General features: G+C 45.3%; 19 protein-coding genes. 13 read left to right on the plus strand and 6 right to left on the minus strand.

Translation table 11 applies throughout. The annotated features are described in order from the left end of the window. Positions 1-480: 480 nt before the first annotated feature. Positions 481-2,205 (plus strand): potassium/proton antiporter, encoded by a 1,725-nt coding sequence (locus SPUTW3181_RS04510; protein WP_011788251.1) that lies wholly within the window; start codon positions 481-483, stop codon positions 2,203-2,205. Positions 2,206-2,271: 66 nt separating this feature from the next. Here the strand turns inward: SPUTW3181_RS04510 and SPUTW3181_RS04515 are convergent, their stop codons facing one another. Beyond that, positions 2,272-3,198: an LpxL/LpxP family Kdo(2)-lipid IV(A) lauroyl/palmitoleoyl acyltransferase gene (locus SPUTW3181_RS04515; RefSeq protein ID WP_014611229.1), complete on the minus strand. Its 927-nt coding sequence runs from the start codon at positions 3,196-3,198 to the stop codon at positions 2,272-2,274. 103 nt (positions 3,199-3,301) lie between these two features. Between SPUTW3181_RS04515 and hldE the strand changes: the two genes are divergently transcribed. The 3 genes from hldE to SPUTW3181_RS04530 all read left to right on the plus strand — a co-directional run bounded on the left by hldE (position 3,302) and on the right by SPUTW3181_RS04530 (position 6,188). Continuing rightward, a complete protein-coding gene (hldE, locus tag SPUTW3181_RS04520) occupies positions 3,302-4,732 on the plus strand; it encodes a bifunctional D-glycero-beta-D-manno-heptose-7-phosphate kinase/D-glycero-beta-D-manno-heptose 1-phosphate adenylyltransferase HldE (protein ID WP_011788253.1) in 1,431 nt (476 codons plus the stop codon). After that, complete coding sequence (locus tag SPUTW3181_RS04525) at positions 4,729-5,556, plus strand: hypothetical protein (RefSeq protein ID WP_011788254.1); 828 nt, start codon at positions 4,729-4,731, stop codon at positions 5,554-5,556. The genes hldE and SPUTW3181_RS04525 overlap by 4 nt, the downstream gene beginning before the upstream one ends. 152 nt (positions 5,557-5,708) lie before the next feature. Beyond that, the gene (locus tag SPUTW3181_RS04530; RefSeq protein WP_011788255.1) at positions 5,709-6,188 is read left to right on the plus strand and encodes a TetR family transcriptional regulator; all 480 of its coding nucleotides are present in this window, start codon (positions 5,709-5,711) and stop codon (positions 6,186-6,188) included. Between the two features lie 107 nt (positions 6,189-6,295). Here SPUTW3181_RS04530 and pntB read toward each other — a convergent pair whose 3' ends face one another. Next, positions 6,296-7,780 carry a Re/Si-specific NAD(P)(+) transhydrogenase subunit beta gene (gene pntB, locus SPUTW3181_RS04535; RefSeq protein ID WP_011788256.1) on the minus strand — a complete coding sequence of 495 codons (1,485 nt, stop codon included), beginning with the start codon at positions 7,778-7,780 and terminating at the stop codon, positions 6,296-6,298. An 11-nt stretch (positions 7,781-7,791) separates the two neighbouring features. Next, positions 7,792-9,318, minus strand: coding sequence for a Re/Si-specific NAD(P)(+) transhydrogenase subunit alpha (locus tag SPUTW3181_RS04540; protein ID WP_011788257.1), 1,527 nt, complete (start codon positions 9,316-9,318; stop codon positions 7,792-7,794). Positions 9,319-9,738: 420 nt separating this feature from the next. Here SPUTW3181_RS04540 and SPUTW3181_RS04545 point away from each other — a divergent pair, with 420 nt between their 5' ends. From SPUTW3181_RS04545 to SPUTW3181_RS04565, 5 genes are all read left to right on the plus strand, one after another. Beyond that, positions 9,739-11,538 carry an assimilatory sulfite reductase (NADPH) flavoprotein subunit gene (locus SPUTW3181_RS04545; protein ID WP_011788258.1) on the plus strand — a complete coding sequence of 600 codons (1,800 nt, stop codon included), beginning with the start codon at positions 9,739-9,741 and terminating at the stop codon, positions 11,536-11,538. 99 nt (positions 11,539-11,637) lie between these two features. Beyond that, on the plus strand, positions 11,638-13,335 hold the full coding sequence (gene cysI / locus SPUTW3181_RS04550; RefSeq protein ID WP_011788259.1) for an assimilatory sulfite reductase (NADPH) hemoprotein subunit: 1,698 nt from the start codon (positions 11,638-11,640) through the stop codon (positions 13,333-13,335). Beyond that, positions 13,328-14,110: a phosphoadenylyl-sulfate reductase gene (locus SPUTW3181_RS04555; RefSeq protein ID WP_011788260.1), complete on the plus strand. Its 783-nt coding sequence runs from the start codon at positions 13,328-13,330 to the stop codon at positions 14,108-14,110. The genes cysI and SPUTW3181_RS04555 overlap by 8 nt, the downstream gene beginning before the upstream one ends. A 580-nt stretch (positions 14,111-14,690) precedes the next feature. Further along, complete coding sequence (mtgA, locus tag SPUTW3181_RS04560) at positions 14,691-15,476, plus strand: monofunctional biosynthetic peptidoglycan transglycosylase (RefSeq protein WP_011788261.1); 786 nt, start codon at positions 14,691-14,693, stop codon at positions 15,474-15,476. 255 nt (positions 15,477-15,731) lie between these two features. Then, positions 15,732-17,468 (plus strand): hypothetical protein, encoded by a 1,737-nt coding sequence (locus SPUTW3181_RS04565; RefSeq protein WP_011788262.1) that lies wholly within the window; start codon positions 15,732-15,734, stop codon positions 17,466-17,468. 116 nt (positions 17,469-17,584) lie between these two features. On the opposite strand, the gene SPUTW3181_RS04570 is transcribed toward SPUTW3181_RS04565, so the two are convergent. The 3 genes from SPUTW3181_RS04570 to SPUTW3181_RS04580 form a co-directional block, all read right to left on the minus strand. Next, on the minus strand, positions 17,585-17,770 hold the full coding sequence (locus SPUTW3181_RS04570) for a hypothetical protein (RefSeq protein WP_011788263.1): 186 nt from the start codon (positions 17,768-17,770) through the stop codon (positions 17,585-17,587). An 84-nt stretch (positions 17,771-17,854) separates the two neighbouring features. Beyond that, positions 17,855-19,276 carry a cytochrome c biosynthesis protein gene (locus tag SPUTW3181_RS04575; RefSeq protein WP_011788264.1) on the minus strand — a complete coding sequence of 474 codons (1,422 nt, stop codon included), beginning with the start codon at positions 19,274-19,276 and terminating at the stop codon, positions 17,855-17,857. A gap of 227 nt (positions 19,277-19,503) precedes the next feature. Further along, positions 19,504-19,929 carry an organic hydroperoxide resistance protein gene (locus SPUTW3181_RS04580; RefSeq protein ID WP_011788265.1) on the minus strand — a complete coding sequence of 142 codons (426 nt, stop codon included), beginning with the start codon at positions 19,927-19,929 and terminating at the stop codon, positions 19,504-19,506. Between the two features lie 134 nt (positions 19,930-20,063). Here SPUTW3181_RS04580 and SPUTW3181_RS04585 point away from each other — a divergent pair, with 134 nt between their 5' ends. The 4 genes from SPUTW3181_RS04585 to chrA all read left to right on the plus strand — a co-directional run bounded on the left by SPUTW3181_RS04585 (position 20,064) and on the right by chrA (position 24,377). Beyond that, positions 20,064-20,570, plus strand: a complete 507-nt coding sequence (locus SPUTW3181_RS04585; RefSeq protein ID WP_011788266.1) for a MarR family winged helix-turn-helix transcriptional regulator — start codon at positions 20,064-20,066, stop codon at positions 20,568-20,570. Positions 20,571-20,675: 105 nt separating this feature from the next. Then, positions 20,676-21,851 carry a glycerol-3-phosphate dehydrogenase/oxidase gene (locus SPUTW3181_RS04590; protein WP_011788267.1) on the plus strand — a complete coding sequence of 392 codons (1,176 nt, stop codon included), beginning with the start codon at positions 20,676-20,678 and terminating at the stop codon, positions 21,849-21,851. 76 nt (positions 21,852-21,927) lie between these two features. Next, positions 21,928-23,097 (plus strand): 23S rRNA (uracil(747)-C(5))-methyltransferase RlmC, encoded by a 1,170-nt coding sequence (gene rlmC, locus SPUTW3181_RS04595; protein ID WP_011788268.1) that lies wholly within the window; start codon positions 21,928-21,930, stop codon positions 23,095-23,097. A 128-nt stretch (positions 23,098-23,225) separates the two neighbouring features. Then, on the plus strand, positions 23,226-24,377 hold the full coding sequence (gene chrA, locus SPUTW3181_RS04600; protein ID WP_011788269.1) for a chromate efflux transporter: 1,152 nt from the start codon (positions 23,226-23,228) through the stop codon (positions 24,375-24,377). The last annotated feature ends 68 nt before the right edge of the window (positions 24,378-24,445 follow it).

A 24,445-nucleotide genomic window follows, 5' to 3' on the forward strand; every position in this document is an offset into this window, starting at 1 on the left:
CATAATGACAATTATTGTTTTTATGACACTATTTATTGAGTTGTGTCTTTAAAACAATCGTATTTAGGCTTCTTATCCTAGAACTTACTATTTTTATTGGTATTTTTATTGTTTGTGCTAATTTTCATAGTATATCGGGGTTTCTATTGCGTTATTGCTTGGTTTTAACGTCAATGAGGTGGGTTTTAATTGAATGGTTGTTTTCTTAATGTATTGATATTTAGCTATTTTAATTGCAATTTATTGGGTTGTTGGTGTTATCGTGAATTTAGAATTTTTTACTGGTTTTTACATCAAAGCTAATACAAAGTTACTGTTGAAGCTATTTGTCTGTAGATGATTGAAATTTAATATTTAACGCTCCAATAATTCGCTATTTTTGTGCTAATATAAAATCATAAAAATTGTAAGTTGAGTCATTTTTAACCTCGGTGATTTGTCTATCGTTTAACTAAACAACCTGTATTTAAGGAGGCATGTGTGGATGCAGATTCCATCAATAGTTTTTTTCTGATCGGTGCCTTGCTTGCAGCAGTGAGTGTTTTGCTTAGTCCTATGTCTTCCCGTTTAGGCATTCCAATTTTATTGATTTTCCTTGCTGTAGGTATTTTGGCTGGTGAAGATGGTCTTGGTGGTATCCAATTTGATGATTACTCCACAGCTTATTTAGTCAGTAACTTAGCCTTAGCGATTATTTTGCTCGACGGCGGTATGCGCACGCGCGTAGCCAGTTTTAGGGTGGCGCTATGGCCTGCATTATCCTTGGCGACTTTTGGCGTTGCGATTACCACCAGTATTACTGGCTTGATGGCCGCATGGTTGTTTGATTTGCATTGGCTGCAGGGGTTACTGGTTGGGGCTATTGTGGGCTCGACTGATGCGGCAGCGGTATTTTCCTTACTTAAAGGACGAAGTCTTAATGAGCGGGTTGGGGCAACCTTGGAAATTGAGTCCGGTAGTAACGATCCTATGGCGGTATTTTTAACCGTCACATTAATTGCTATTTTGGCTAATGTTGATACTGAGCTTTCGGTTAGTTTTATGCTGGTAAGCTTTATTAAACAGTTTGGTTTGGGAATTTGTTTAGGTTTAGGCGGTGGTTGGCTGCTATGGAAACTGGTTAATTTAAGTAAGCTTGCAGAGGGGCTTTACTCAATTTTAGTCTTAAGTGGCGGACTGATTATCTATGCTGTATCTAACAAGTTGGGTGGAAGTGGCATTTTATCCATTTACTTAGTCGGATTATTCCTCGGTAATAAACCCACTCGTGGTCGTCATTCTATTTTAAACGTACTCGATGGTATGACTTGGGTCAGCCAAATCGGTATGTTCCTTGTCTTAGGCTTGCTACTTACCCCTTCTGATTTATTTGATATTTTGCTGCCTGGTTTTGCCTTGGCATTTGGGATGATCTTATTCGCCCGTCCTCTGGCTGTGTGGCTGAGCTTATTGCCCTTTAAAAGCTTTAGTAGCCGGGATCGTTGGTTTATTTCTTGGGTGGGGTTACGCGGCGCTGTACCGATCATCTTAGCAGTATTTCCTATGATGGCGGGCCTGCCAGGGGCTCAGTTATATTTCAACTTAGCTTTCTTCGTCGTGCTAGTCTCGCTGCTGATCCAAGGAGCTTCGTTAACCACGGCAGCGCGCTTGGCAAAGGTGGAACTGCCCCCAAAGCCGCTCCCCATTTCACGCTCGGGTGTTGAAATTTATCCGAGTAGTGAATGGGAGGTCTTTGTTTACTGTTTGAGCGAAAATAAATGGTGTGTTGGTGAGCCCTTAAAACGGTTATCGATGCCTGATGGTACGCGTATTGCGGCTGTTTTTAGGGGAGACAAACTATTGCATCCCTCTGGTAGTACTTGCTTAGAGGCGGGAGATATACTCTGTGTTCTAGGTCAGGAGCGAAGTTTAGATGCATTAAGCCATCTTTTTAGCCAAGCACCTGAAACTAAGGAAGTTCCACGTTTCTTCGGTGATTTCTTTATTGAGACTGATGTCAAGTTAGCTGATCTGGCCCCTATCTATGGTTTGGACTTAGATGAGGAGGCGAGTGAGATGACTGTGGCTGATCTTGTGGCATCTGAGCTTGGTGCACATCCGGTCATAGGGGATCATTTCCAATGGCAATCTTTACACTGGGTTGTTGCAGGATTGCATGAAGGCAAAGTGACGAATATCGGGATTCGCTTACCGCCAGAAACCTAGCATTCTAGGGCCTATAAAAAATGCCAGCTTAATTGCTGGCATTTTTGTGTTAAAAAGTGTGTTAGGTTACTGATATACAGATTTATCAGTGGGATCAGGACGAGTCTTAAAGCGGCGATGCAACCACATATATTGGGCGCGGTTTTTATCTATGATGGACTCGATAATCTTGTTACCGCGAATGGCATCAGCTAATTCATCTTCGCCGGGGAAATTATCCAGCGGTGGCATGATTTCAATTCGATAACCTTCATCACCTTCAGTACGCTCTACAAAAAAGGGGAGCACTTTAGCTTTACCGAGTTTGGCTAAGGTCGTCGCGCCCGTAATCGTTGCCGCATCAGGCATGGCATAAAAGGGAATAAATACGGCACTTGAACGGCCAAAGTCCTGATCGGCTGTGTACCAAATTACATCGGGATTACGTAGGCAGCGCACCATTTGGCGTAAATCCCGTTTAGAGACCAAACCTTTGTTGGAACGTAAACGCCCCTCGACCTGCAGATATTCCATGACTGGGTTATTGTGTGGGCGATAAACGCCAACACCGGGTTGAAATTGGCCAAAGATACGTGCCCCCATTTCTAGCGGTAAACAATGCACGGCAAAAAGGATGACTCCGTGGCCGGCATCGAGTGTGTCTTGTACGTATTCTTTGCCTTTAATACTCATGTGTTGTTGCACTTTTTCATCGGACCACCACCACGCATTAATCGTATCAAAAATGGCTTTACCCGTTTCTTCAAAGTTACGTTTGAGCAGATTTTCCCTTTCAGTGTCAGACATATCTGGGAAGCAAAGGGTTAAATTGCGGCGTGCGGTATGGGTGCGGCCAGCGGCAAATTTCATCACTAAGCGACCTAACCCCTTACCCAGTTTCATCTGCCAAGACAGTGGTAGAAACTGAGTTAAACGCATCAAAAATACGCCAAACCACATGGGCCAATGCTTGGGATGATATAAAGAAGATGAAAATTCGGCTTTCTCGACCACAAAAATACTCACTCGTTTTGAAAATTACTGCTTATTCTAACTCAATTTTTACTGAAAATTAGGTACAATCACGGTTAAATTTCTGCATGAAGATAAGAGCGCTATGAAGGTTTCTCTGCCAGCATTTGAAAAAGCCAGAGTGTTAGTCGTCGGCGATGTGATGTTAGACCGTTATTGGGTTGGCCCTACGGGACGTATCTCCCCTGAGGCACCCGTACCTGTAGTGAAGATTAATCAGGTTGAAGACAGACCGGGTGGCGCGGCCAACGTGGCCCTCAATATCGCAACCTTAGGTGGCCAAGTCCAACTTGCAGGGCTCGTTGGCCAAGATGATACCGCCATAGCCTTAACACTCGGTGTGCAAACCTTAGGGGTTGAACCCCAATGGTTAAGTATTGCGGATAAACCAACTATCACTAAGTTGCGGGTATTATCACGTAATCAGCAGCTTATTCGCCTCGATTTCGAAGAAGCCTTCGACAAGGCCGATAGCGTGCGTTTACTTAAGCAATCCGAAGCCTTACTCGACTCTATCGATGTGGTGGTGTTGTCCGACTATGCCAAGGGCGCTATCGATCAGCCGCGAGATTTTATTGCCTTAGCGCGTTCTAAAGGTGTGATGGTATTAGTCGATCCTAAGGGCAGTGACTTTGGTCGTTATCATGGCGCGTCACTCATTACCCCAAATATGAGCGAGTTTGAAGCTGTTGTGGGTACGGTGACCTCTGAAGCCGATCTACTAGAAAAAGCCCGTGGTTTACTCAAAGAACATCATTTCGATGCCATTTTAGTGACCCGCTCTGAAAAGGGCATGACCTTAGTGACTGCTAATGCGCCTGAATTACACATCCCAACCGTTGCCCGCGAAGTCTATGATGTGACGGGGGCTGGCGACACTGTGATTTCGGCCTTAGCAACCTCATTAGCCGCAGGGGCCGATTTACCCCAAGCTTGTGCTATTGCAAATACGGCTGCGGGTGTGGTGGTCGGAAAACTTGGCACTTCAACCGTGAGTCGTATCGAGCTTATCGAAGCCTTAGCTTTGCACCATGGAGAATCGGGTTTTGGTGTGGTGAGTGAAGATCAGCTTGCCTACGCCTTAGAGCAAGCCAAACTGCGCGGTGAACGTGTGGTGATGACCAATGGTTGTTTCGATATTTTGCATGCGGGTCACGTGAGTTACCTAAAGCAGGCTAAAGCTTTAGGTGATCGTTTAATTGTCGCAGTAAACGATGATGCCTCGGTTAAACGCCTCAAGGGTGAAGGCCGTCCAGTTAATCAGGTTGATCGTCGTATGGCAGTGCTCGCAGGCTTAGCTTCTGTCGATTGGGTGGTGCCTTTTAGTGAAGATACGCCGCAGCGGATCATCGCCAGATTGCTGCCGGATCTCTTGGTCAAAGGTGGCGATTATAAAATTGAAGATATTGCGGGTGGCGCTGAAGTGATTGCCGCTGGTGGTCAAGTACAAGTACTTGGGTTTGAAGATGGTATTTCAACAACGGCCATTATCCAAAATATTATGGCTAATCAGTGAGTTTAATTGTTCTGACATTGGTTTCAAGCCTGTCTTGGGTGCCTATCGCGGATAAGCAGGCTTTAATTTGTCCTTTGTCGGTGTTAAACAAATGTCTCGATACACTTCCGGCATCTGTGCGAACACAGTTACCCGATACGCTTGAGCAATTCAAGCGTGATATCGGTTTTAGAAGTGCTATGGTGATACCTGTTGATGATAGTCATTTCTCTGGATTAATCCTCGTAAACAAGCAAGAAACACCCCAAATAGAAGTGGTCAATATTGACGGTGTGACCTACCAGTTAGATCTGAGAGAACAGTCGCTGCTAACGCTATGGCACGAGTTAGGGCACCTTGAGAACATTGCTCTGCAAGGAAGCATATTACCAAATGATTTAAGTACTTATCAGCATGAATCCTTAGCTGATATTTATTTAATTTGGCGCATAGCGAGGGAAAATAATAACTTTGCCCTTGCATGGCAGCAATACCATAGGCGTAATCTTGCCGCATTAACAAATGCGCATAATATGTCCCATTGGAGTGCGCCAATGATGATACAAGTGTTAAATAAATACAGCCCGGCACAGGTTGGACAATATGCTCGTTATCGAGATTTTTTGGCAGACTTTTATCCTAAAATTGACCAATTAGAACCTCGAACGTTGAATGAGTTTTCGAGTTTAATCCAACGAACATTTGGGGGAAGCGTTCTGCAATCCCTTCCTGAATACCTGTTTTGGCGTAAATCCGAACTTGGCCTTTACTTAAAACCTACCTTCATTTTGCTTATGGGAGAAGAAAAAGCCCATGACTGGTTGGTACAAAATTCAATGTTGTGAATATGTAAATAAAACAGGCCAAACCCCCTGTTTAAAACTGAACCCTAGCTGAACAAAAGTGAAATACACTCGTTTTAGCCCTTTAGATAGCAGTAATCCCTGAGATGCTTTGGTAAGCTCTGCGCCCAGAAAAAGAAGAAGGGGACTTTACTATGGCTAAACGCTCGCGGGTACAAACTGAGCAAACCATTAATCAAATTATGGATGAAGCGTTAAAGCAGATTTTGACTATTGGCTTTGAGACAATGTCTTATACTACGTTATCTGAAGCTACGGGTATTAGCCGTACAGGCATTAGTCATCATTTTCCGCGCAAAAGCGATTTTCTGGTTCGTTTAGATAGTCGTATTGGCAATCTATTTGTTGCGGCTCTGGATTTTTCTAGCCAAGAGGCATTGGAAACATCATGGATGCAGGCAATGCAGGAAGAACATTATCGTGCGGTATTGAGACTGTTTTTTAGTCTTTGTGGTGGTGCAAATAATGAAATTACCCTCTTTAGAGCGGTGAGTTCAGCTCGTCAGCAAGCGATTTCAGAGCTAGGCTTAGCGGGCGATCGTACAATCAATCATTTATTGGGCCGTACTGCTATGATGTTGTTATCAAACTTTGATATCGCTAAAGCGGCATAAATCATCTGATTGGTGTAAAACAGGGGCCGAATGGCTCCTTTTTTACGCTTGAGATTAAAAAATAAGGGGAGCGATATAGCTCCCCTTACTGGATTGAAAAACACTTGTTACAGGGCTTTTAGAATCGCCTCAACACTGGCTTTAGCATCTCCAAATAGCATTTGGGTATTTTCTTTGAAGAACAGTGGGTTTTGCACGCCGGCATAACCTGTGTTCATCGAACGCTTAAAGCCAATCACATTTTGCGCTTTCCACACTTCGAGTACTGGCATACCTGCGATGGGACTACCAGGATCTTCCATCGCTGCGGGGTTAACCGTATCGTTTGCGCCGATAACGAGCACGACATCTGTGTCTTTAAAGTCTTCGTTGATTTCGTCCATTTCGAGCACGATATCGTAGGGGACTTTCGCTTCCGCGAGCAGTACGTTCATATGACCGGGTAAACGGCCAGCCACAGGATGGATACCAAAACGCACTTTCACGCCGCGATCACGTAGTTTTTGAGTGATTTCCGCAACAGGATATTGTGCCTGTGCCACTGCCATTCCGTAACCTGGAGTGATGATGACCGAGGTTGCATTTTTCAGCATTTCCGCCACATCTTCGGCGTTGGTTTCGCGGTATTCGCCCATTTCTTCATCACCAGATGAGGCTACACCATCAGTGCCAAAGCCGCCCGCGATAACAGAAATGAACGAGCGATTCATCGCTTTACACATAATGTAAGACAGAATTGCACCCGATGAGCCCACTAAGGCGCCGACTACAATTAAGAGGTCGTTCGATAGCATAAAGCCCGCCGCTGCCGCTGCCCAACCTGAGTAGGAGTTCAGCATAGACACAACCACTGGCATATCTGCGCCGCCAATGGATGCCACTAAATGCCAGCCAAAGGCGAAGGCAATTAGACTCATCAGTAGCAATGCCGGCATAGTGCCGCCAGTCTGAACGAAGTACACCATGAGTGCGAAAGACACTAGCACGGCGACTAAGTTGAGTTTGTGGCGATGTGGCAGCATTAACGGTTTAGAAGAAATCAGTCCGCGCAACTTACAAAAAGCCACGATAGAACCTGTAAAGGTGACCGCACCGATAAAGATCCCAAGGAAGACTTCGACCAAGTGAATATTAAGCATAGCGCCTGTGAGATGCGCTTTGCTGGCGGTGTCGGCTGCTTTAGTAAGGGCATCCTGCACTGCCGCTAGCGTGGTATTAATATCACCACCTACGGCAACCACGACCTGTGAAACGTCCTGTGGATGTAAGTCGATAAAACTATTAAAACCCACTAATACCGCGGCCATACCCACAAAACTGTGAAGTACGGCCACCAACTCTGGCATTTCAGTCATTTCAACTTTTAATGCGAGACGGATACCAATGGCACCACCGATTACCATGGCAATTAAGATCCATGCGATACCATTAGTATCAGGATTGAAAATGGTCGCCAATAGGGCGATTGCCATACCTAATATACCGAACAAGTTGCCATTTTTTGCCGTTTCTTGCTTCGACAGTCCTGCGAGACTGAAGATGAAGAGAATGGCGGCAACGATATAAGCTGCTGTTACCAGTCCTTGAGACACGTTATACCCCCTTAACCCTTACGGAACATCTTCAGCATACGCTGAGTGACAGTAAAGCCACCGAAGATGTTAATACTGGCGATCAGCACGGCGATAAATGCCAGTACAGTGACCAAAGTTGAACCCTGACCGATTTGCAGTAGGGCGCCGACCACGATAATGCCTGAAATAGCATTAGTCACTGACATTAAAGGCGTATGCAGAGAGTGGGATACGTTCCACACTACGTAATAGCCAACCACGCAGGACAACACAAAAACGGTGAAGTGAGATAGGAACTCTGGCGGTGCAACCGATGCTACAGCGGCGAATCCTAGCGCACCTAAGGCGGCGAGCACATATTTCAGTTTTGAGGGAGCTTTTGGCGTTGTGCTCTTAGGTTCGATTTTTGCGACAGGTTTTGCTGGCGCAGCAGAGACTGAAATCGGCGGTGGTGGGAAGGTCACTTCACCTTCTTTTATCACCGTCATATTGCGCATGACCACATCATCGAAGTTGATGCTGGCTGTGCCATCCTTTTCTTTGCACATTAACTTCATCAAGTTGACTAAGTTAGTGCCGTAAAGTTGTGATGATTGCGCTGGTAGACGACCGGGAAGGTCAGTATAACCAATGACTTTTACACCGTTAGCGGTAATAAATAGCTCGCCCGATTGGGTGTATTCACAGTTACCGCCCGTCGCAGCGGCTAAATCGACGATTACAGAGCCGCTCTTCATGCTATCGACCATGGCTTTGGTGATGAGCTTAGGTGCAGGACGGCCAGGGATCAGCGCAGTAGTGATGATGATATCGACTTCTTTGGCTTGCTCGGCAAACAGCGCCATTTCGGCGGCGATAAATTCGTCCGACATGGTTTTAGCATAACCGTCCGATGAACCGCCTTCTTCGTTACCAAAATCCAGTTTAAGGAACTGGCCACCCATAGATTCGATTTGTTCAGCCACTTCTAAGCGGGTATCGAAGGCGCGCACTATAGCACCCAGTGAGCCCGCTGTACCAATGGCGGCAAGGCCAGCTACACCAGCACCAATCACTAATACTTTGGCGGGAGGCACTTTACCAGCAGCAGTAATTTGACCAGTAAAGAAACGGCCAAATTGATGCGCGGCCTCAACAACGGCGCGATAGCCACCGATATTTGCCATTGAGGAGAGGGCATCCAGTGACTGGGCGCGGGAAATCCTTGGCACCATGTCCATTGCCATGACATTGATGTTACGTTTAGATAGCTTCTCAACCAACTCAGGATTTTGAGCGGGCCAAATAAAACTGATTAACGTCGCACCATCTTTAATTTGTTCAATTTCAACATCGCTTGGTGCATTGACCTTAAAAATGAGATCCGCTTGCCAGACATCCTTAGTTACACTCGCGCCCGCAGCTTCAAAGGCCGCATCATCGAAGCTTGACAGTTGACCCGCATTGGCCTCAATAACAACCTCAAAGCCGAGCTTTTTAAGCTGCTCAACGGTGGCAGGGGTCGCGGCGACCCGAGTTTCACCGGCGAGACTCTCTCTCGGTATTCCAATCTGCATGACTACTCCCTGGTGGTTTATATAATCGTTCTGCCTGAGTACTTTCCCCTGCGCTAAACCTAGGTAGGGCTAGGCAGCAACAAGAGTTAACTCGTCTATTTGATTGCGGCAAGTTAGCGCATTAAATCTTGAGTGTGAAATTTGTGCTTTCAAAACAAACTTCTCAGCGAGCAACAGAGGTCACTGTACAGCAGGCTCATACCATTGTGGCAAGACTTTGGTTTGACACAAGCGCATATTTCTCAAGCTAGTCGTTTCTGTACTGGTCGTATCAAAAACTTTTAACCAGCGCACACTTTTGTAGCTTAAATTTTGCCCTTTGTATATTCCAAAATGGAATTAAAAATCAAATTTTATTCTTTTTTGCTTTTCTTAAACCACGATAAGCTGGTGAACATTACACTGTCATAGGGCCGTCTCATGTTGTTAAAAGAACTTTCATCGCTAGCTTCGCCATTGTCTCAAGGACAAGTCGAGAAGCTAAAACAACTCACTTCTGAGTTAAGTGCAGTGCAACTGGCTTGGGTGAGTGGCTATCTTGCTGCAACTGCCAATGCGGGTCAATTAGCGCCTGTTGCGCAGGCGCAAACGGCTCAAACAGTGACGATTCTCTATGGCAGCCAAACGGGTAATGGCCGTGGTGTCGCCAAAGCGCTCGCCGATAAGGCGCAGGCGCAAGGTTATGCGGTCAATCTGGCTTCAATGGGCGAATACAATGTTCGCCAATTAAAGCAAGAAGCTGTGCTTTTGCTGGTGGTCAGCACCCATGGTGAAGGTGAAGCGCCGGATGATGCGATTGAATTACACAAGTTTTTAGCATCGAAACGTGCCCCTAAGTTAGACAATCTACATTACTCAGTGCTCGCGCTGGGGGATTCTAGCTATGAGTTCTTCTGCCAAACAGGTAAAGACTTCGATGCCCGCTTAGCAGTACTGGGTGCTAAGTCACTGTTACCTTTGATTGAATGCGATGTGGATTATGAAGCTGCCGCGGGTCAGTGGCACGCCGATGTATTAGAGGCCGTTAAGCCGCTGATCGAAACCTCGTCCGCCAGTGTGGTATCCATCGGCACGGCCAAAGCGATTGGCGAAAGTGAATTTACTAAGCAAAACCCCTATAGCGCCGAAGTGCTTGTGAGCCAGAAAATTACTGGCCGTGGATCAGACAGAGATGTACGCCATGTTGAAATTGACCTTGGCGACTCAGGGTTAACCTATCAAGCGGGTGATGCCCTCGGTGTGTGGTTTAGTAATAACGAAGCCTTAGTTGAGGAGATTTTAACTGCACTGTCACTCTCTGGTGATGAGGAAGTGGTTGTCGAAAAAGAATCTTTGACCCTTAAGCAAGTCTTGGTCGATAGGAAAGAGCTGACTCAGTTATATCCTGGATTAGTCAAAGCTTGGGCCGAATTGAGCGGCAGCGCTGAGCTGCTGGCATTGAGCGAAGATAAAGAACAAGTGCGCCACTTTATCCTTAAGCATCAATTTGCCGATTTAGTCACTCAGTATCCGTTATCAAATAACTCAGTAACCTTAAATGCAGCAAAACTGCTTGAACTACTGCGTCCATTAACGCCAAGACTTTACTCTATCGCCTCAAGTCAAAGCGAAGTTGAAACAGAAGTCCACTTAACGGTGGCCTTAGTGGAAGATGAGCGCCACGGCTCAGCACGTTTTGGCGGCGCGTCACACTTCTTAGCCTCAGCGCAGGAAGGCACGCAAGTTAAGGTTTATGTTGAGCCTAATAAGCACTTCCGTTTACCCGAAAACCCAGAAACACCGGTGATCATGATTGGACCTGGCACGGGGGTTGCGCCGTTCCGTGCCTTTATGCAGGAGCGCGTAGCACAAGGGATCCAAGGTGATAGCTGGTTATTCTTCGGTAATCCACACTTTGAGCAGGATTTCCTGTATCAAACCGAGTGGCAACAGTATTTGAAAAATGGCGATCTCAGCCGTATCGATGTGGCATTCTCCCGCGATCAGGCCCATAAGATTTATGTGCAGCACCGCATTAAAGAACAAGGCCAAGCCCTGTGGCAATGGTTGCAAAACGGCGCACATCTCTACATTTGCGGTGATGCCGAGCGGATGGCAAAGGATGTTCACCAAGCCTTGATTGAGGTGGCGGTTGAAGTCGGTGGTTTGAATATTGAGGCTGCAGAAGCCTACTTTGAAACCCTGCGCAGCGATAAACGCTACCAAAAAGACGTGTATTAATCTCAACCGTTGCGCAGATAAGAAACGCATAAGAATAGCCAAAGCTGCACACGTGATGACCTGTGCAGCCAGCGAACCCAATTTTAAGAGGCAGTTGCCATGAGTGAGCAAAAGTTAGCGTTAAACGAATACCTAAAGACCGACAGTGATTACCTGCGCGGGACCATCAAAGAAGGTTTAGATTCTTCTGTGACAGGCAGTTTCAGCGATGGCGATCAGCAGCTGATCAAATTTCATGGCTTCTACCAGCAGGATGACCGCGATTTACGTAACGAACGTAAAGAGCAAAAACTCGAGCCTTTATATAGCTTTATGTTGCGTGCCCGCGTACCTGGTGGTATTTGTACGCCGCAGCAATGGTTAGGTGTGGACAAAATTGCCTCGACCTTAACCAGCTCGAACAGCATTCGTTTGACGACCCGTCAAACCTTCCAATACCACGGTATTCCTAAGCGTAACTTGAAGACCATTATTCAAGACTTAGATCGGCAGGCGCTGGATTCGATTGCTGCCTGTGGTGACGTTAACCGTAACGTCATGTGTAACCCCAATCCGGTGGAATCTAAACTGCATGAGCAGGCCTATGCGGTGGCGAAAAAGCTCTCAGATCATCTGCTGCCACACACTCGCGCCTACGCCGAAATCTGGTTAGATGAAGAAAAGTTACTGACCACGGAAGATGAAACCGTTGAACCTGTGTATGGCAAAACCTATTTGCCACGTAAGTTTAAGATGGCGGTTGCGGTGCCTCCCGATAACGATGTTGACGTTTACACGAACGATTTAGGTTTTATCGCCGTGGCCGAAAATGGCGAGCTGGTTGGCTTTAACCTGACTGCGGGTGGCGGCATGGGCTCGACCCATGGCGAAGTGGAAACTTTCCCACGTCTGGCTGACGACTTTGGTTTTATCAAAACTGAAGATGTGATGAAATTTGCCGAAGCTGTGATGACAGTGCAACGCGACTGGGGTAATCGCTCTAATCGTAAGCGCTCGCGCCTTAAATACACTATTGTCGACCATGGCTATGAGAAGTTTAAAGCCGAAGTCGAGGCCCGTGCTGGGGTGAAATTTGAACCTAAGCGCGATGTAGTGATTGGCGATCGCGGCGATCGTTATGGTTGGGTCGAAGGCGTTGACGGTAAGTGGCATTTAACCTTATTTATCGAAAGCGGTCGTATTAAAGATTTACCGGGGCAAACGTTGCAAACGGGGCTGCGTGAAATTGCTAAGATCCACAAGGGCGATTTCCGCATGACCTCGAATCAAAACATGATCATCGCAGGCGTCGCGGCGGAAGATAAAGCCACCATTGAAGGCTTAGCCCGCAAACACGGTCTACTTGGCCAAGTGTTGACACAAACCCGCGGTCACTCTATTGCCTGTGTGGCGTTGCCGACGTGTCCATTAGCGATGGCGGAAGCCGAGCGTTATTTCCCTGAGTTTATCGATCACATCGATGCGCTGCAGGCAAAACACGGCATTAGCGAGCAAGCGATTGTGGTGCGTATGACGGGTTGTCCTAACGGTTGTGCCCGTCCATTTGCCGCTGAAATTGGCCTTGTGGGTAAGGCGCCGGGTCGTTATAACTTGTATTTAGGTGCAAGTTTTGAAGGGACTCGCCTGAACAAGATGCACAGAGAAAATATCCAAGAGGCGGACATTCTCGCCGAATTGGATACCCTGTTTGGCCGCTACGCCGTTGAGCGTGATGCTGGCGAAACCTTTGGTAACTTCACTGTCCGCGTGGGCGTAGTGAAGGCGGTGATCGATGCCGCTAAGGATTTTCATGGCTGATCTTGAGCATAAAACCAGTGATACAGTGCCGACAGTGGTCAGCGCTGCCGAACTCAAGGCATTATTGAGTGCGCCTAAGGCTGAGCAAGCGATAGAGCTTGAACGTATTAATCAGTTCTTAGGTGGATTGAGCGCGCAAGAGCGAGTGCTATGGGGCTTAACTTATTTGCCCGGTAATCATGCTCTGTCCTCAAGTTTTGGGATCCAAGCCGCTGTAATGCTGCATATGGTGAGTCAGGCACAGGCGAATATTCCGGTTATCCTCACGGATACGGGTTATTTATTCCCTGAGACTTATCAGTTTATCGACGAGCTGACAGAGCGTTTATCGCTGAATTTAAAAGTGTACCAAGCAGTGATGACATCGGCATGGCAAGAGGCACGCTTTGGTCAGTTGTGGGAGCAAGGGTTAGACGGGCTAGAGCAATACAACCGTTTAAACAAAGTTGAGCCTATGCAACGCGCCTTAGCCGAGCTTGAAGTCGGCACTTGGTTTGCGGGGCTTAGACGCAGTCAAGCCAGTACCCGTGAGGCGCTGCCGATATTAGCTATCCATGGCACACGCTTTAAGTTACTGCCAATTATCGAATGGTCGAATAAAGATGTGCACCTCTATTTGACGCAATTTGACTTACCGTACCATCCACTTTGGGAGCAAGGCTATGTTTCTGTGGGGGATACCCATTCGAGTAAACCACTCGAATTAGGCATGACGGAGGAAGAAACCCGCTTTAATGGCCTAAAACGTGAGTGTGGTCTGCACTACGAAATCTAACTATCTTATTGAGTTAAAAACTTAACACCTCGATTTTGCTCGGGGTGTTTTTATTTATGGTCTTTTATTGTTTGATTTTGAAGCGAATTAATAGTTACAAAATTTGGGTTGTCATTCTGCCGTCATTAAAGTGAGTTAGATTGATTTTCATATAGTTAACCAATGTGTTTCTGTTGTTGAAAAAAATTGTACATTTTTATTCACAGACTTATGCACAATTTGTTGGGTATGAACTATATTTTGAAGTCCCCATAGATAGTCTTGGGAGATTTTACTGCATAAATTTGATTGGCTTGCTAGCGCTCGTTAATCGGTTATTTCACCTCGGCGAGCTGCTGTCAAAGCTGCCGAGGTTGAATCCAGTGTGTTCTTAGACGTTAACTGGTTATCATTCCTTAATTTTTCGTTCCTATATGCCCATTACCATTTTTGACTCGGCTTATTGCGCAGGTTGTGACAATATAATCGTTTGTTTCTGAGCGGCTATTTTTATCGCCTTGAGTGAAGTCGTGAAGAATGGATTAATCATCTGTTTAAATAACAAGTTAATATTAATGATTTTTTTAATGAGACGATATAAATGACCGCACCTTTGTATGCGATGCGGGATCATGTCAATCATCCCCGAGTAAATAGAACCAATCATCCCGCCCCCAAGCCAAGTAAGCGTGGCTTTAAGCGCTTAGTTTCTTGGTTAGTTAAGATTGTATTTTGGCTGTGGTTAAGCTCGATCTTTATCGTCGTCTTTTTGCGTTTTGTCGATCCGCCTATGTGGACTTGGCGAATTGAACGCGCTTTGTTTCCGCCTGACACTATCACTGAGGTTCGTCATCAATGGCGGGCTATTGGGCAAATTTCCCCTGAGTTACAGTTGGCGGTGATTGCCGCAGAAGATCAAAAATTTGCGGATCATACGGGTTTTGATTTAGCCGCAATCAGCGCTGCGTTTGAATATAACCAGAAGGGGAGTAAGGTACGCGGTGCCAGTACGCTGAGTCAGCAAGCTGCGAAGAATCTATTTATGTGGTCTAGCCGCAGTTTTTTGCGTAAAGGAATAGAAGCTTGGTTCACCCTACTCATGGAACTGATTTGGGATAAGTCACGCATTCTTGAAGTGTATTTAAACATTGTCGAATTTGGCCCTGGTATATACGGGGCAGAGGCTGCCGCTCAGTATTACTTTGGCAAATCTGCTGCAAAACTCACCCGTTATGAGGCATCTTTACTTGCTGCCGTGCTACCTAATCCATGGCGCTATAAGGTTTCTCCTCCTTCATCTTATGTTGAACAGCGATCAGCTTGGATCCGTAAACAAATGCGTCAACTTGGTGAAGTGACCCTTAATAAAGTACACGGTGCTGAATAAGCAGAACTAATCGAGTTTATTTTTTAATTGTTTTTACTGACTAAATCTTAGCTGTTAGCCAATAGCCCTGATTAATGCTAAATTATCGGGCAAATTTTGCGTCTTGTAAGAGTGCAATATTTATTGTTACTCAACGGAGGACAATTGATTTTTCGTTTTACATTGCCTTTATCGAACAGGTGTAAACGTGAATGTGCTTTTAAATACCTAAGGGTATTACTGACAAAATTATATGTACTTAAATGGAGTTTTTAGATGAAAAAGATTGTGATAGCTGCGGCAATTATAGCAGCGGGTGCAGGCGCGTATTGGTACACTCAGCATGGAACAAGCTCTAGTGTCTCTGCAAATCCGTTGCTTGATTATGTGCCTGCTGACACACCGGTGTTTTCAGGCCAATTAAAGCCATTCCCGTTAAAAGCGTATTTACAGTCTATTTCTGGAAATTATCAGCAATATCCAACGGATGTTTTTGCTGAGTTAGGCGAATTAGACAACCCAATGGGCAAGTTTTTTGTCAGCGTTTATCAGCAGTATATGGAAGGAATTAAAGAACCTGCCTTACTGCTTAAAACCTTTGGTTTTCCAGATGAAATCAAACCTTATTTTTATACGTTAGGTGCCTTACCTGTCCTTAAAATCGATGTGGATCAAGTCGCTGCATTTTGGGCTGTTTTAGATAAAGCCGAAAAAGACAGTGGTGTTACCCATGAAATGCGTCAGATTGGTGGTGTTGATTACCGCGCCTATGCATTATCCGATGAGAGCTCATCTGAAAAGGCGGATCTGCTATTTGCCCATAAAGATGGCATTCTTACTGTGACTTTTAGTACTTCAGTGACTGAACCTGAATTATTAGAAATGGCATTAGGATTGAAGAAAGCGCCACAATCTTTGGCTGCATCAGGTATGTTGCAAGAGATCATTAAAACCCACGGTTTTATGGATGATAGCATTAGCTTTATCAACCATGTGGAAATTGTAAAAGCCTTAACCTCACCCGATAGCAATATGCTTTCTAAGCAGCTAACTAAGTTATTTGCCGATGAAAACAACGGTGAAGATCCATTAGCTGAAATAAGAACGCCAGAATGTCGTGCTGAATTAACTGCGATTGCTGGCAATTGGCCACGGACAGTTGCTGGTTTAACGGCTTTTTCTGTGACTGAAAAAGAAAGCCATATGGCAGCCTCATTTGTGGTGGAAACGAAAAACCAGCCTATCCTTACCGCTTTGCAAAAAATGCGTGGTTTTATCCCTGCTCATTTAGCGAATATTGATAGCACTATTTTCTCTCTTGGACTGGGTTTTGATGTTAACGAAGTTGCACCATCACTGACTGCCGTGTGGGATGATTTACAAAAACCGCAATTAACATGCGCACCATTGGCCGATTTGCAAGCTGAACTGAGCCAACAAAGCCCTGCTATGCTAGGTATGTTTACGGGGATGGCGAATGGCGTAAAAGGCATGAGTGTTTCATTACTCGATTACAAAATGGGGACGCAAGAGTCTGAACCTCAGCTAGAGAGTTTAGATGCCTTAGTGAGTTTAAGTGCCGATAATCCCGCAATGTTATTTAATATGGTGAAGCCATTTGCGCCTATGTTGGCAGAGGTTCAACTTGCTGAGAATGGTGATGCTACTGATTTATCCCCATTACTGATGTTGCCACCTGAATTAGGCATTAAGCCAATGTTGGCCATCAAAGGTCAGCATTTAGTGGTTTATAGTGGTGATAAAGGCTTGGCGCTTGCAAACAAATTGGCGAGTGAAAAATTGTCGGCCAATGGCATGTATAGCCTTTCAGCAGACTATGGCAAGATGTTTACGCCGGTCATTACGCTGTTAGAAATGAGTGGTGAGCCAATCCCTGAAGAAGTGCAAATGCTAAAAGATTACAATATGCGGATTCAAATGAGTTTTGACGTGAATAAGCAGGGAATCGTTTTAGGTTCTGTCGTTAATTCAAAGACCAGCGATAACAAGTAAGTCATTACACTCCTAAATGCGTTTGAAAAGTGTCAACGCTATTTAGGACGGGTCAATTGCCATAAAAAAAGCGCCTGATTAAGGCGCTTTTTTATTTATCCTTAAGAAACTAAGGACTAGGCTGTTGTGTTGATATTGTGGCCAGTATTACCAACAGGTTGCGGTGTTGCGGCTTGAATTAAATCTACTGCAATCTGCCCTTCAACCTTTTGTTGCTCTTTGGCTAATTGAGCGACTTTAACTCCAATAGCACCATTTTCTAGATTAGGTGTGATTGCTTGAGTGTTTAGTGAAATTGACATAATTAACCTCAGTGATGAGCCAGTCCTGTCTATCGGCAAACTCAGGATTTACTTTAGCTGAATTTGCCCTGTTTTGCACATTTGTTAGCCAGCCTTCTTAGAGCCAAGGAATTTTCTACTCATTACAATAATGGCCGTGACCCCAAGTGAGCCTAAAATTAATCCTAGCGCGAGACCTACATTTTGCAGCGACGTAGGGTCGATAACGAGGGCGACACCCATACCAAACATCATCACCCCTGACATGAGTTTCAAGGTTTGGCCCTCTTTTTCAGTTAACTTACGCTTACCTAAGGTAGCACTGAATACGATAACAATAATTGCCAGTGGGATCACATAGACAACATTGTATAAAACCAAATACATATAACGCTCAAAATCGGGCAGGTTATGCATAGATAGCACGCTGGTATAGATCATCGGGAAACCTGCGGTGCATAACAGTTCATAGGTGTTAGCTAGAATGGCCAGTACAGTCGAGCCTAAAATCAATGCGCCCAAGCTGCTTGAATTAGAGAGTTTCCCCATACGTTTTATCAGGCTAGTACGATTCTCCGCCGACATAGATAGGGTCACGTCTCCCTTAGTGAAAAAGTAATCCTTCACGTTAATGACACCCGCGATTAACGCTAAACAACCCGCCGCGAAGATGATCATGCCACCGTCACTGCCAGCACCGAGTAGCTTAAAGATATTGAGCCAGGCGGTCATAAACAGGAAATAAATAAAACCAGAGAAGAACACAAAGATGCCGCCGACTAATAACATACGGCTGCGGCTCTTTGCATTGACCATGATTGACAGTAAAAATAGCAAAACAAAGAAGGCGCAAGGGTTAAAGGCATCGACACCTGCCAGCACTAGTGTGAGTAAGGGCAGTGACATAGTTTCTGGGGTGACAACACCCACTAATGGCAATTCGACAGGTTGAACCTCGGGTTCGCTAAGGCTAGTTGCATCACAAGTACCACTCCCAGTATCGCTGCCACAGGTGCCAAAAAGTGGCTCATTACTCTCTGTATTTGCAGCTGTACTCGCAACCCCTTTGGTGGGCATATCCGCCTCACTCAGTGTGCCGCCCAGTGATAAATAGCAATTTTTCAACCGATTAACGAGAAACTCTCCTGTTACCGCTTCACTGGAATAGCCTACGATCGCTTTTTCACAGCTTGCCATATAGGGGACTGAACGCGCTTCAGTCGCTGTTTTTGAAGCGATATTTTGCCAAATATCTTGCACGCCTTTTGCGGATATCATATGAGACTCAAGTTCTATCCAAGGATACTTTAGTGGCAATGAGTCGATAAAAGGATGTGCTTCTGCACAGTGCGGACAGGTTTTTGACCAGAAAAAATAGAGCTTTATTTTGAGTTCGCCCTGTTCATTCACATAGTGCCAAGTGTTATCCGTGTTTGGCGTATCTGTGTTGGCCCAACTTGGACTGATAAAGAGTAGCGCAAACATGAGGGAGCAGAGAAAAGAGAATCTTGATAGGTATTTTGTCATAGCGCCTCCCACAAATGTGGGTTAGTGGATCATAGAACGGTTAAATTAGCACTTACTCTACTTAATTCCATTCATTTGATTAAATTGGATAATAAGAAGTGTTACTTAACTCGCGATTAACCATTTTTTGGGAACTCTGGCAGATCTTCTTTTGGCTGTATTTGAGCTTATCGGGATAAAAATAAAGCACCAAAATGGTGCTTTATGATTGGGATGATACTGATTACTTAGTTTAATTCTGTGCCGTTGACACTGAGTTTCACATCAATATTGTTTCGAGTCGCGTTAGAGTAAGGGCAGACTTGATGGGCGTGGCGAACTAAAGTCTCGGCTTCCGTTTGCGGCAAATCTAAGCTGACTTCTAAAGCAACCGTAAGAGCAAAACCGCCCGTTTCATTTGCACCGATTCCTACAACGGCACTAACAGGGGCTTGCGTAATATTAATTTTACCGATTTTAGCAACGTGTAAGACCGCATTAGAGAAACAGGCCGCGTAACCTGCGGCAAAGAGTTGCTCTGGGTTGGTGGCAAGCCCACTGCCTCCCATGGCTTTAGGATAAGCAAGGGCGACATCGAGTAAGCCATCATCAGTACTGACTTGACCTTGACGACCCGCTTTTGCTGTTGCACGTGTTTCATAAAGTGTTTTCATCGTATTGACCTTTCAAGTTTCGGATTGAATGAGTAAATTGATTGTGCACAATCTAATTGTGCCTAACTATAATTCGATTTTTAATGTGAATGCAAGTATATTGTGCGCAATATATTTGATTTCTGAGCCTCAAGATGCCGATACATGAATCTCATCTCCAAGTTTATCCCACTGATCTTGGCGAAAATACTAATTCAGACAATGCTTTATGTTTAGAGCATCAAGTGTGTTTCTCACTCTATAGTGCCGCCAATGCGATGGTACGAGCCTACCGTCCTTTATTGGATAAGTTGGATTTAACCTATCCACAGTATTTGGTGATGCTAGTGCTATGGGAAGAACAGGGGATTAGTGTTAAAACCTTAGGAGATAAACTGTTTCTCGATTCAGGCACCTTAACACCTTTGCTTAAACGTCTTGAATCGAAAGGATTAGTGCGCCGAGGTCGCAGTGAGTCAGATGAGCGGGTGCGAGTATTGGATTTAACGCCAGAGGGCATCGCACTTAAATCTCAAGCGAGTGACATTCCCCATTTAATGCGTTGTAAAGTGGGGGGCGAGTTGAGTGAGCTTAAAGCCTTAAAAGCACTTTGTGATAAAGCCCTTAAGCAATTACATGCCAGTGTTGACCAAGATATTTGATCCCAATTCAACCGATTGCCATATTAAAGCCTAACGGCGACAAAGCATCATCAAGGTGTAACGTATGGATGCGTTGGTTATGGCAGCATTATTTAGGGGATATTTATGGCTTCTTTTGATATCGCCATTATTGGTGGCGGGATTAGCGGCGTAGGCATTGCCCAATATGCGGCAGCAGCAGGCTATTCGACGCTCTTAATTGAAAAAGGGGAAATTGGTGGGCAAACTTCGGCTAACTCCAGCAAGCTTATCCACGGTGGTTTGCGTTATTTAGAAACCGGGCAAATTAACTTAGTTCGTAAGTCTTTGCTTGAGCGGCGTAATCTCCTCAAGTTTGCGCCTACCCTCGTCAAAGCTGTTCCTTTTTACATTCCTGTCTATGACGACAGTCAACGAAGTCCCTTAACGATACGGGCTGGCCTGAGTTTGTATGCGCTTTTGAGTGAGTTCGATGCCTTGGGGCAATTTAAATCCGTTCCCGCCGTGCATTGGCACCGTTTTAAGGGGTTAAAACTTTCAGGATTAAAAGCGGTATTCCAATATTGGGATGCGCAGACCGATGATAAATTGTTGACCCAAGCTGTAGCGCGCAGTGCTCAAACTCTGGGTGCCGAGGTTTATGCCGAAGCCGAGTTTTTATGGCTCGAGCATCAAGCTCAATGTTGTCAGTTGAGTTTTCGTCATAGAGGCGATATTCAGCAAGTGCAGGCGAGTTTAGTGATCAATGCTGCAGGCCCTTGGGTGAATGAGGTCATCGCTAAAGTGTCGCCTCCGTTGGCGGGTGTTGAGCTCGACTGGGTGCAAGGGGCCCATCTGTTACTCGATATCCCCGCACCCGATGGTATTTTATACCTTGAGTCTTGTTTCGATAAACGGGTCATTTTTGTGATGCCTTGGTATGGTAAGACCTTGGTTGGCACGACGGAAACTCAACTTAGCTCATTAGATGAACCTCTAAAAGTGACTGAATCTGAGGTGAATTATCTCCTCGGTATCTATAGGTATTATTTCCCACTGGCACCTGACATCAAAGCACTTAACGCGAAGATAATCGGCACATTTTGTGGTGTAAGAGTCTTACCTAAACAAACTGGTCATGCTTTTGAGCGCCCGCGGGACACCTTGATGCAAACATCACGATCCCATCCACGTATCTTAAGTTTATATGGCGGTAAGTTAACGACTTTTCGAAGTTCCTCTGAAGAAGTGCTTGAATGGATTGAGCGTGCTATAGGTAAACGTCAACCTATCGCCGATGTTGACTCACTCACTTTGAGCTGAATCGCGTGACTTTGGGTGATTTTTACCTGTAAAAACGCTACAGTGTGGCGCTTTTTATTGATATCTAGGAACTGCTGTGAGCGCTGTTATTGTAAATACCGTCGAGCAATGTGGTTATTTTAATCGAGGTCAGTGTCAATCCTGTCGCCATATTCAAGTGCCTATGGCGCAACAGTTGATGGCTAAATCCCTAGAATTACAGCAATTACTCAAACCATTTGTGGCACCATCCGCAGCTATTTTTTACCCTCCAGTGACTGGCGAGGCGACGGCTTTTCGCAATAAAGCCAAAATGGTGGTGTTAGGTGCGGCTCATGCACCTGTACTTGGGATTGTTAGTCCAAGTGGTGAGGCGGTAAGTCTTTGTGATTGCTTACTCTATCCATCTGATATGCAAAAGTTATTGCACCGTTTAACGCAATTTGTACAGCAGGCGGGTATTCCGCCGTATCGTGTTGATAAAGCGAAGGGTGAGCTTAAGTTTATTCTGCTAACGCGTAGCCAAGTTCGCGGCGAATATCTACTGCGTTTTGTATTGCGCTCGCACAATAGTATTGAGCGTATCGAGAGAGCATTGCCTACATTACTGGCCGAATACCCACAAATTAACGTGGTTTCAGTCAATATTCAGCCTATTCATATGGCGATCCTTGAGGGGGATGAGGAAATTTTCTTAACTGAAAATACCCGCCTCGAAGAGCGTTTTAACGATGTGCCTTTGTTTATTCGACCTAAAAGTTTTTTCCAAACCAATCCTCAAGTCGCTGCGCAGTTATACCAAACAGCCCGTGAGTGGGTTGCTGAGTTTGCTCCTAAGTCGCTCTGGGATCTCTTTTGCGGAGTCGGTGGCTTTGGCTTGCACTGTGCGACTAAGGATATCGCGCTTACAGGCATTGAAATTGAAGCAGAGGCCATTAGTTGTGCACAAATATCGGCTAACTTGATGGGGCTTGAGAAGGTGCAATTTATGGCGCTTGATTCAACTGATTTTGCTCAGGGCAAAAACGCCGCCGATAAGCCCGATTTGATTATTGTCAATCCGCCACGGCGCGGGATTGGAGAGGCATTGTGTCAATCCTTAAGCGAGTTTGCGCCTAGGGCGATTCTTTATTCCAGTTGTAACCCAAAGACCTTAGCTAAAGATCTCGAGCACATTCAAGGTTATCACTTAACTAAAGTGCAACTGTTTGATTTATTTCCGCACACAGATCACTTCGAAGTATTAGCCATGTTAGTGAAGGATTAACAGTATCAATGGTGCTGGTTGTCGGTGACGTCAGTGGCATCTTTTATGTATTTCATCAAAATGTCTTTTTAGTGACATACTCTTTAATACGTTAGGTCAACACTTTAGGCATAGACGGACCACATATCATGTTGCAAATTTTCTTGCGTTTTTTGATCTTAGGTTTGATGAGTTTTGGTGGGCCTGCCGCTCATATTGGGTATTTTCGACACACTTTTGTGAATGAACTGGGGTGGCTCGATGATAAACGTTATGCCAGTTTTGTTGCGTTAAGCCAATTCATGCCTGGACCGGGCTCTAGCCAAGTGGGTTTTGCTATTGGTTATCAAAGAGGAGGGCTCATTGGTGCGCTAGCCGCTTTTGTCGGATTTACCCTACCTTCTTTCATCTTGATGTATTTACTTGCTGTCACGACAGCCGCTTGGCTGAGCAACCATTATATGCAGGGCATGATCCACGGGCTGAAATTGATGGCCGTTGTGGTGGTAGCAGACGCAGTACTTACCATGTTTAAACAGTTTTGCCAGCGTAAAATCGCTCAGATGTTAATGCTGTTCAGCGCCGCCGCTATTCTGATCGCCCCCTTTATGTGGACACAAATAGGGGTGTTACTACTTGCAGCTATTTTGGGCGTACGTTTACTGAGTGCTCAGGATGGGAATGAGCAGAATCCTATAGCCCCCATTCGCTTAAATTACTTCTATCTATTGTTATTTGTCGCTTTGCTTATCGGTAGCTTTTTTGCAGTGAATATGGGACCCGAAGCATGGGTTTTTGGCGAGTTCTACCGCGTGGGTAGCCTTGTGTTTGGTGGGGGGCATGTTGTGCTGCCTCTGCTTGAAACCGCCGTTGGCGACACGCTTAGCAGTGATCGATTTTTAACGGGATACGCTTTCGCACAGGCAGTCCCTGGACCTATGTTTAGCTTTGCTAGCTTTCTTGGCGCCGAGGTGATGTTAGACAATCCCTTTATTGGGGCTTGTATTGCGACAGCCGCCATTTTTTTACCCGGATTTTTATTGATGTTGGTGGGGCTGAAAAGTTGGCATGCCATTGCCGCAAGACCCAAAATCGCTGGTGCAATCGCGGGGGTAAATGCTTGTGTTGTGGGACTGCTGGCGGCTGCACTTTATCAACCTGTTTTTAGCCAAGCTGTGTTATCTGGGCAAGATATGGCCTTGGTATTGCTCGGTTTTGGTGCATTGAAGCTATTTAAACCCCCTGTGTTATTTTTAGTTTTAGGCTTTTGCATCTTTGGCATAGTGACTACCTCTTTGTGATAAGTTAGTCAGTTAAAAGGTACTTTTACAAAATTTATGTAGATTTGTTATCTTCGACGCTTAGAAAT

The organism is Shewanella sp. W3-18-1 (assembly GCF_000015185.1).
Classification (GTDB): Bacteria; Pseudomonadota; Gammaproteobacteria; order Enterobacterales; family Shewanellaceae; genus Shewanella; species Shewanella putrefaciens.

Excerpts from the sequence above, each read along its gene's own strand:
- mtgA (WP_011788261.1), top strand. The coding sequence starts at position 14,691 with ATGACCGCACCTTTGTATGCGATGCGGGATCATGTCAATCATCCCCGA.
- SPUTW3181_RS04590 (WP_011788267.1), top strand. The coding sequence starts at position 20,676 with ATGGCTTCTTTTGATATCGCCATTATTGGTGGCGGGATTAGCGGCGTA.
- SPUTW3181_RS04570 (WP_011788263.1), bottom strand. The coding sequence starts at position 17,770 with ATGTCAATTTCACTAAACACTCAAGCAATCACACCTAATCTAGAAAAT.
- hldE (WP_011788253.1), top strand. The coding sequence starts at position 3,302 with ATGAAGGTTTCTCTGCCAGCATTTGAAAAAGCCAGAGTGTTAGTCGTC.
- SPUTW3181_RS04575 (WP_011788264.1), bottom strand. The coding sequence starts at position 19,276 with ATGACAAAATACCTATCAAGATTCTCTTTTCTCTGCTCCCTCATGTTT.
- SPUTW3181_RS04540 (WP_011788257.1), bottom strand. The coding sequence starts at position 9,318 with ATGCAGATTGGAATACCGAGAGAGAGTCTCGCCGGTGAAACTCGGGTC.
- SPUTW3181_RS04565 (WP_011788262.1), top strand. The coding sequence starts at position 15,732 with ATGAAAAAGATTGTGATAGCTGCGGCAATTATAGCAGCGGGTGCAGGC.
- SPUTW3181_RS04585 (WP_011788266.1), top strand. The coding sequence starts at position 20,064 with ATGCCGATACATGAATCTCATCTCCAAGTTTATCCCACTGATCTTGGC.
- SPUTW3181_RS04555 (WP_011788260.1), top strand. The coding sequence starts at position 13,328 with ATGGCTGATCTTGAGCATAAAACCAGTGATACAGTGCCGACAGTGGTC.
- SPUTW3181_RS04545 (WP_011788258.1), top strand. The coding sequence starts at position 9,739 with ATGTTGTTAAAAGAACTTTCATCGCTAGCTTCGCCATTGTCTCAAGGA.
- chrA (WP_011788269.1), top strand. The coding sequence starts at position 23,226 with ATGTTGCAAATTTTCTTGCGTTTTTTGATCTTAGGTTTGATGAGTTTT.
- SPUTW3181_RS04580 (WP_011788265.1), bottom strand. The coding sequence starts at position 19,929 with ATGAAAACACTTTATGAAACACGTGCAACAGCAAAAGCGGGTCGTCAA.
- cysI (WP_011788259.1), top strand. The coding sequence starts at position 11,638 with ATGAGTGAGCAAAAGTTAGCGTTAAACGAATACCTAAAGACCGACAGT.
- SPUTW3181_RS04530 (WP_011788255.1), top strand. The coding sequence starts at position 5,709 with ATGGCTAAACGCTCGCGGGTACAAACTGAGCAAACCATTAATCAAATT.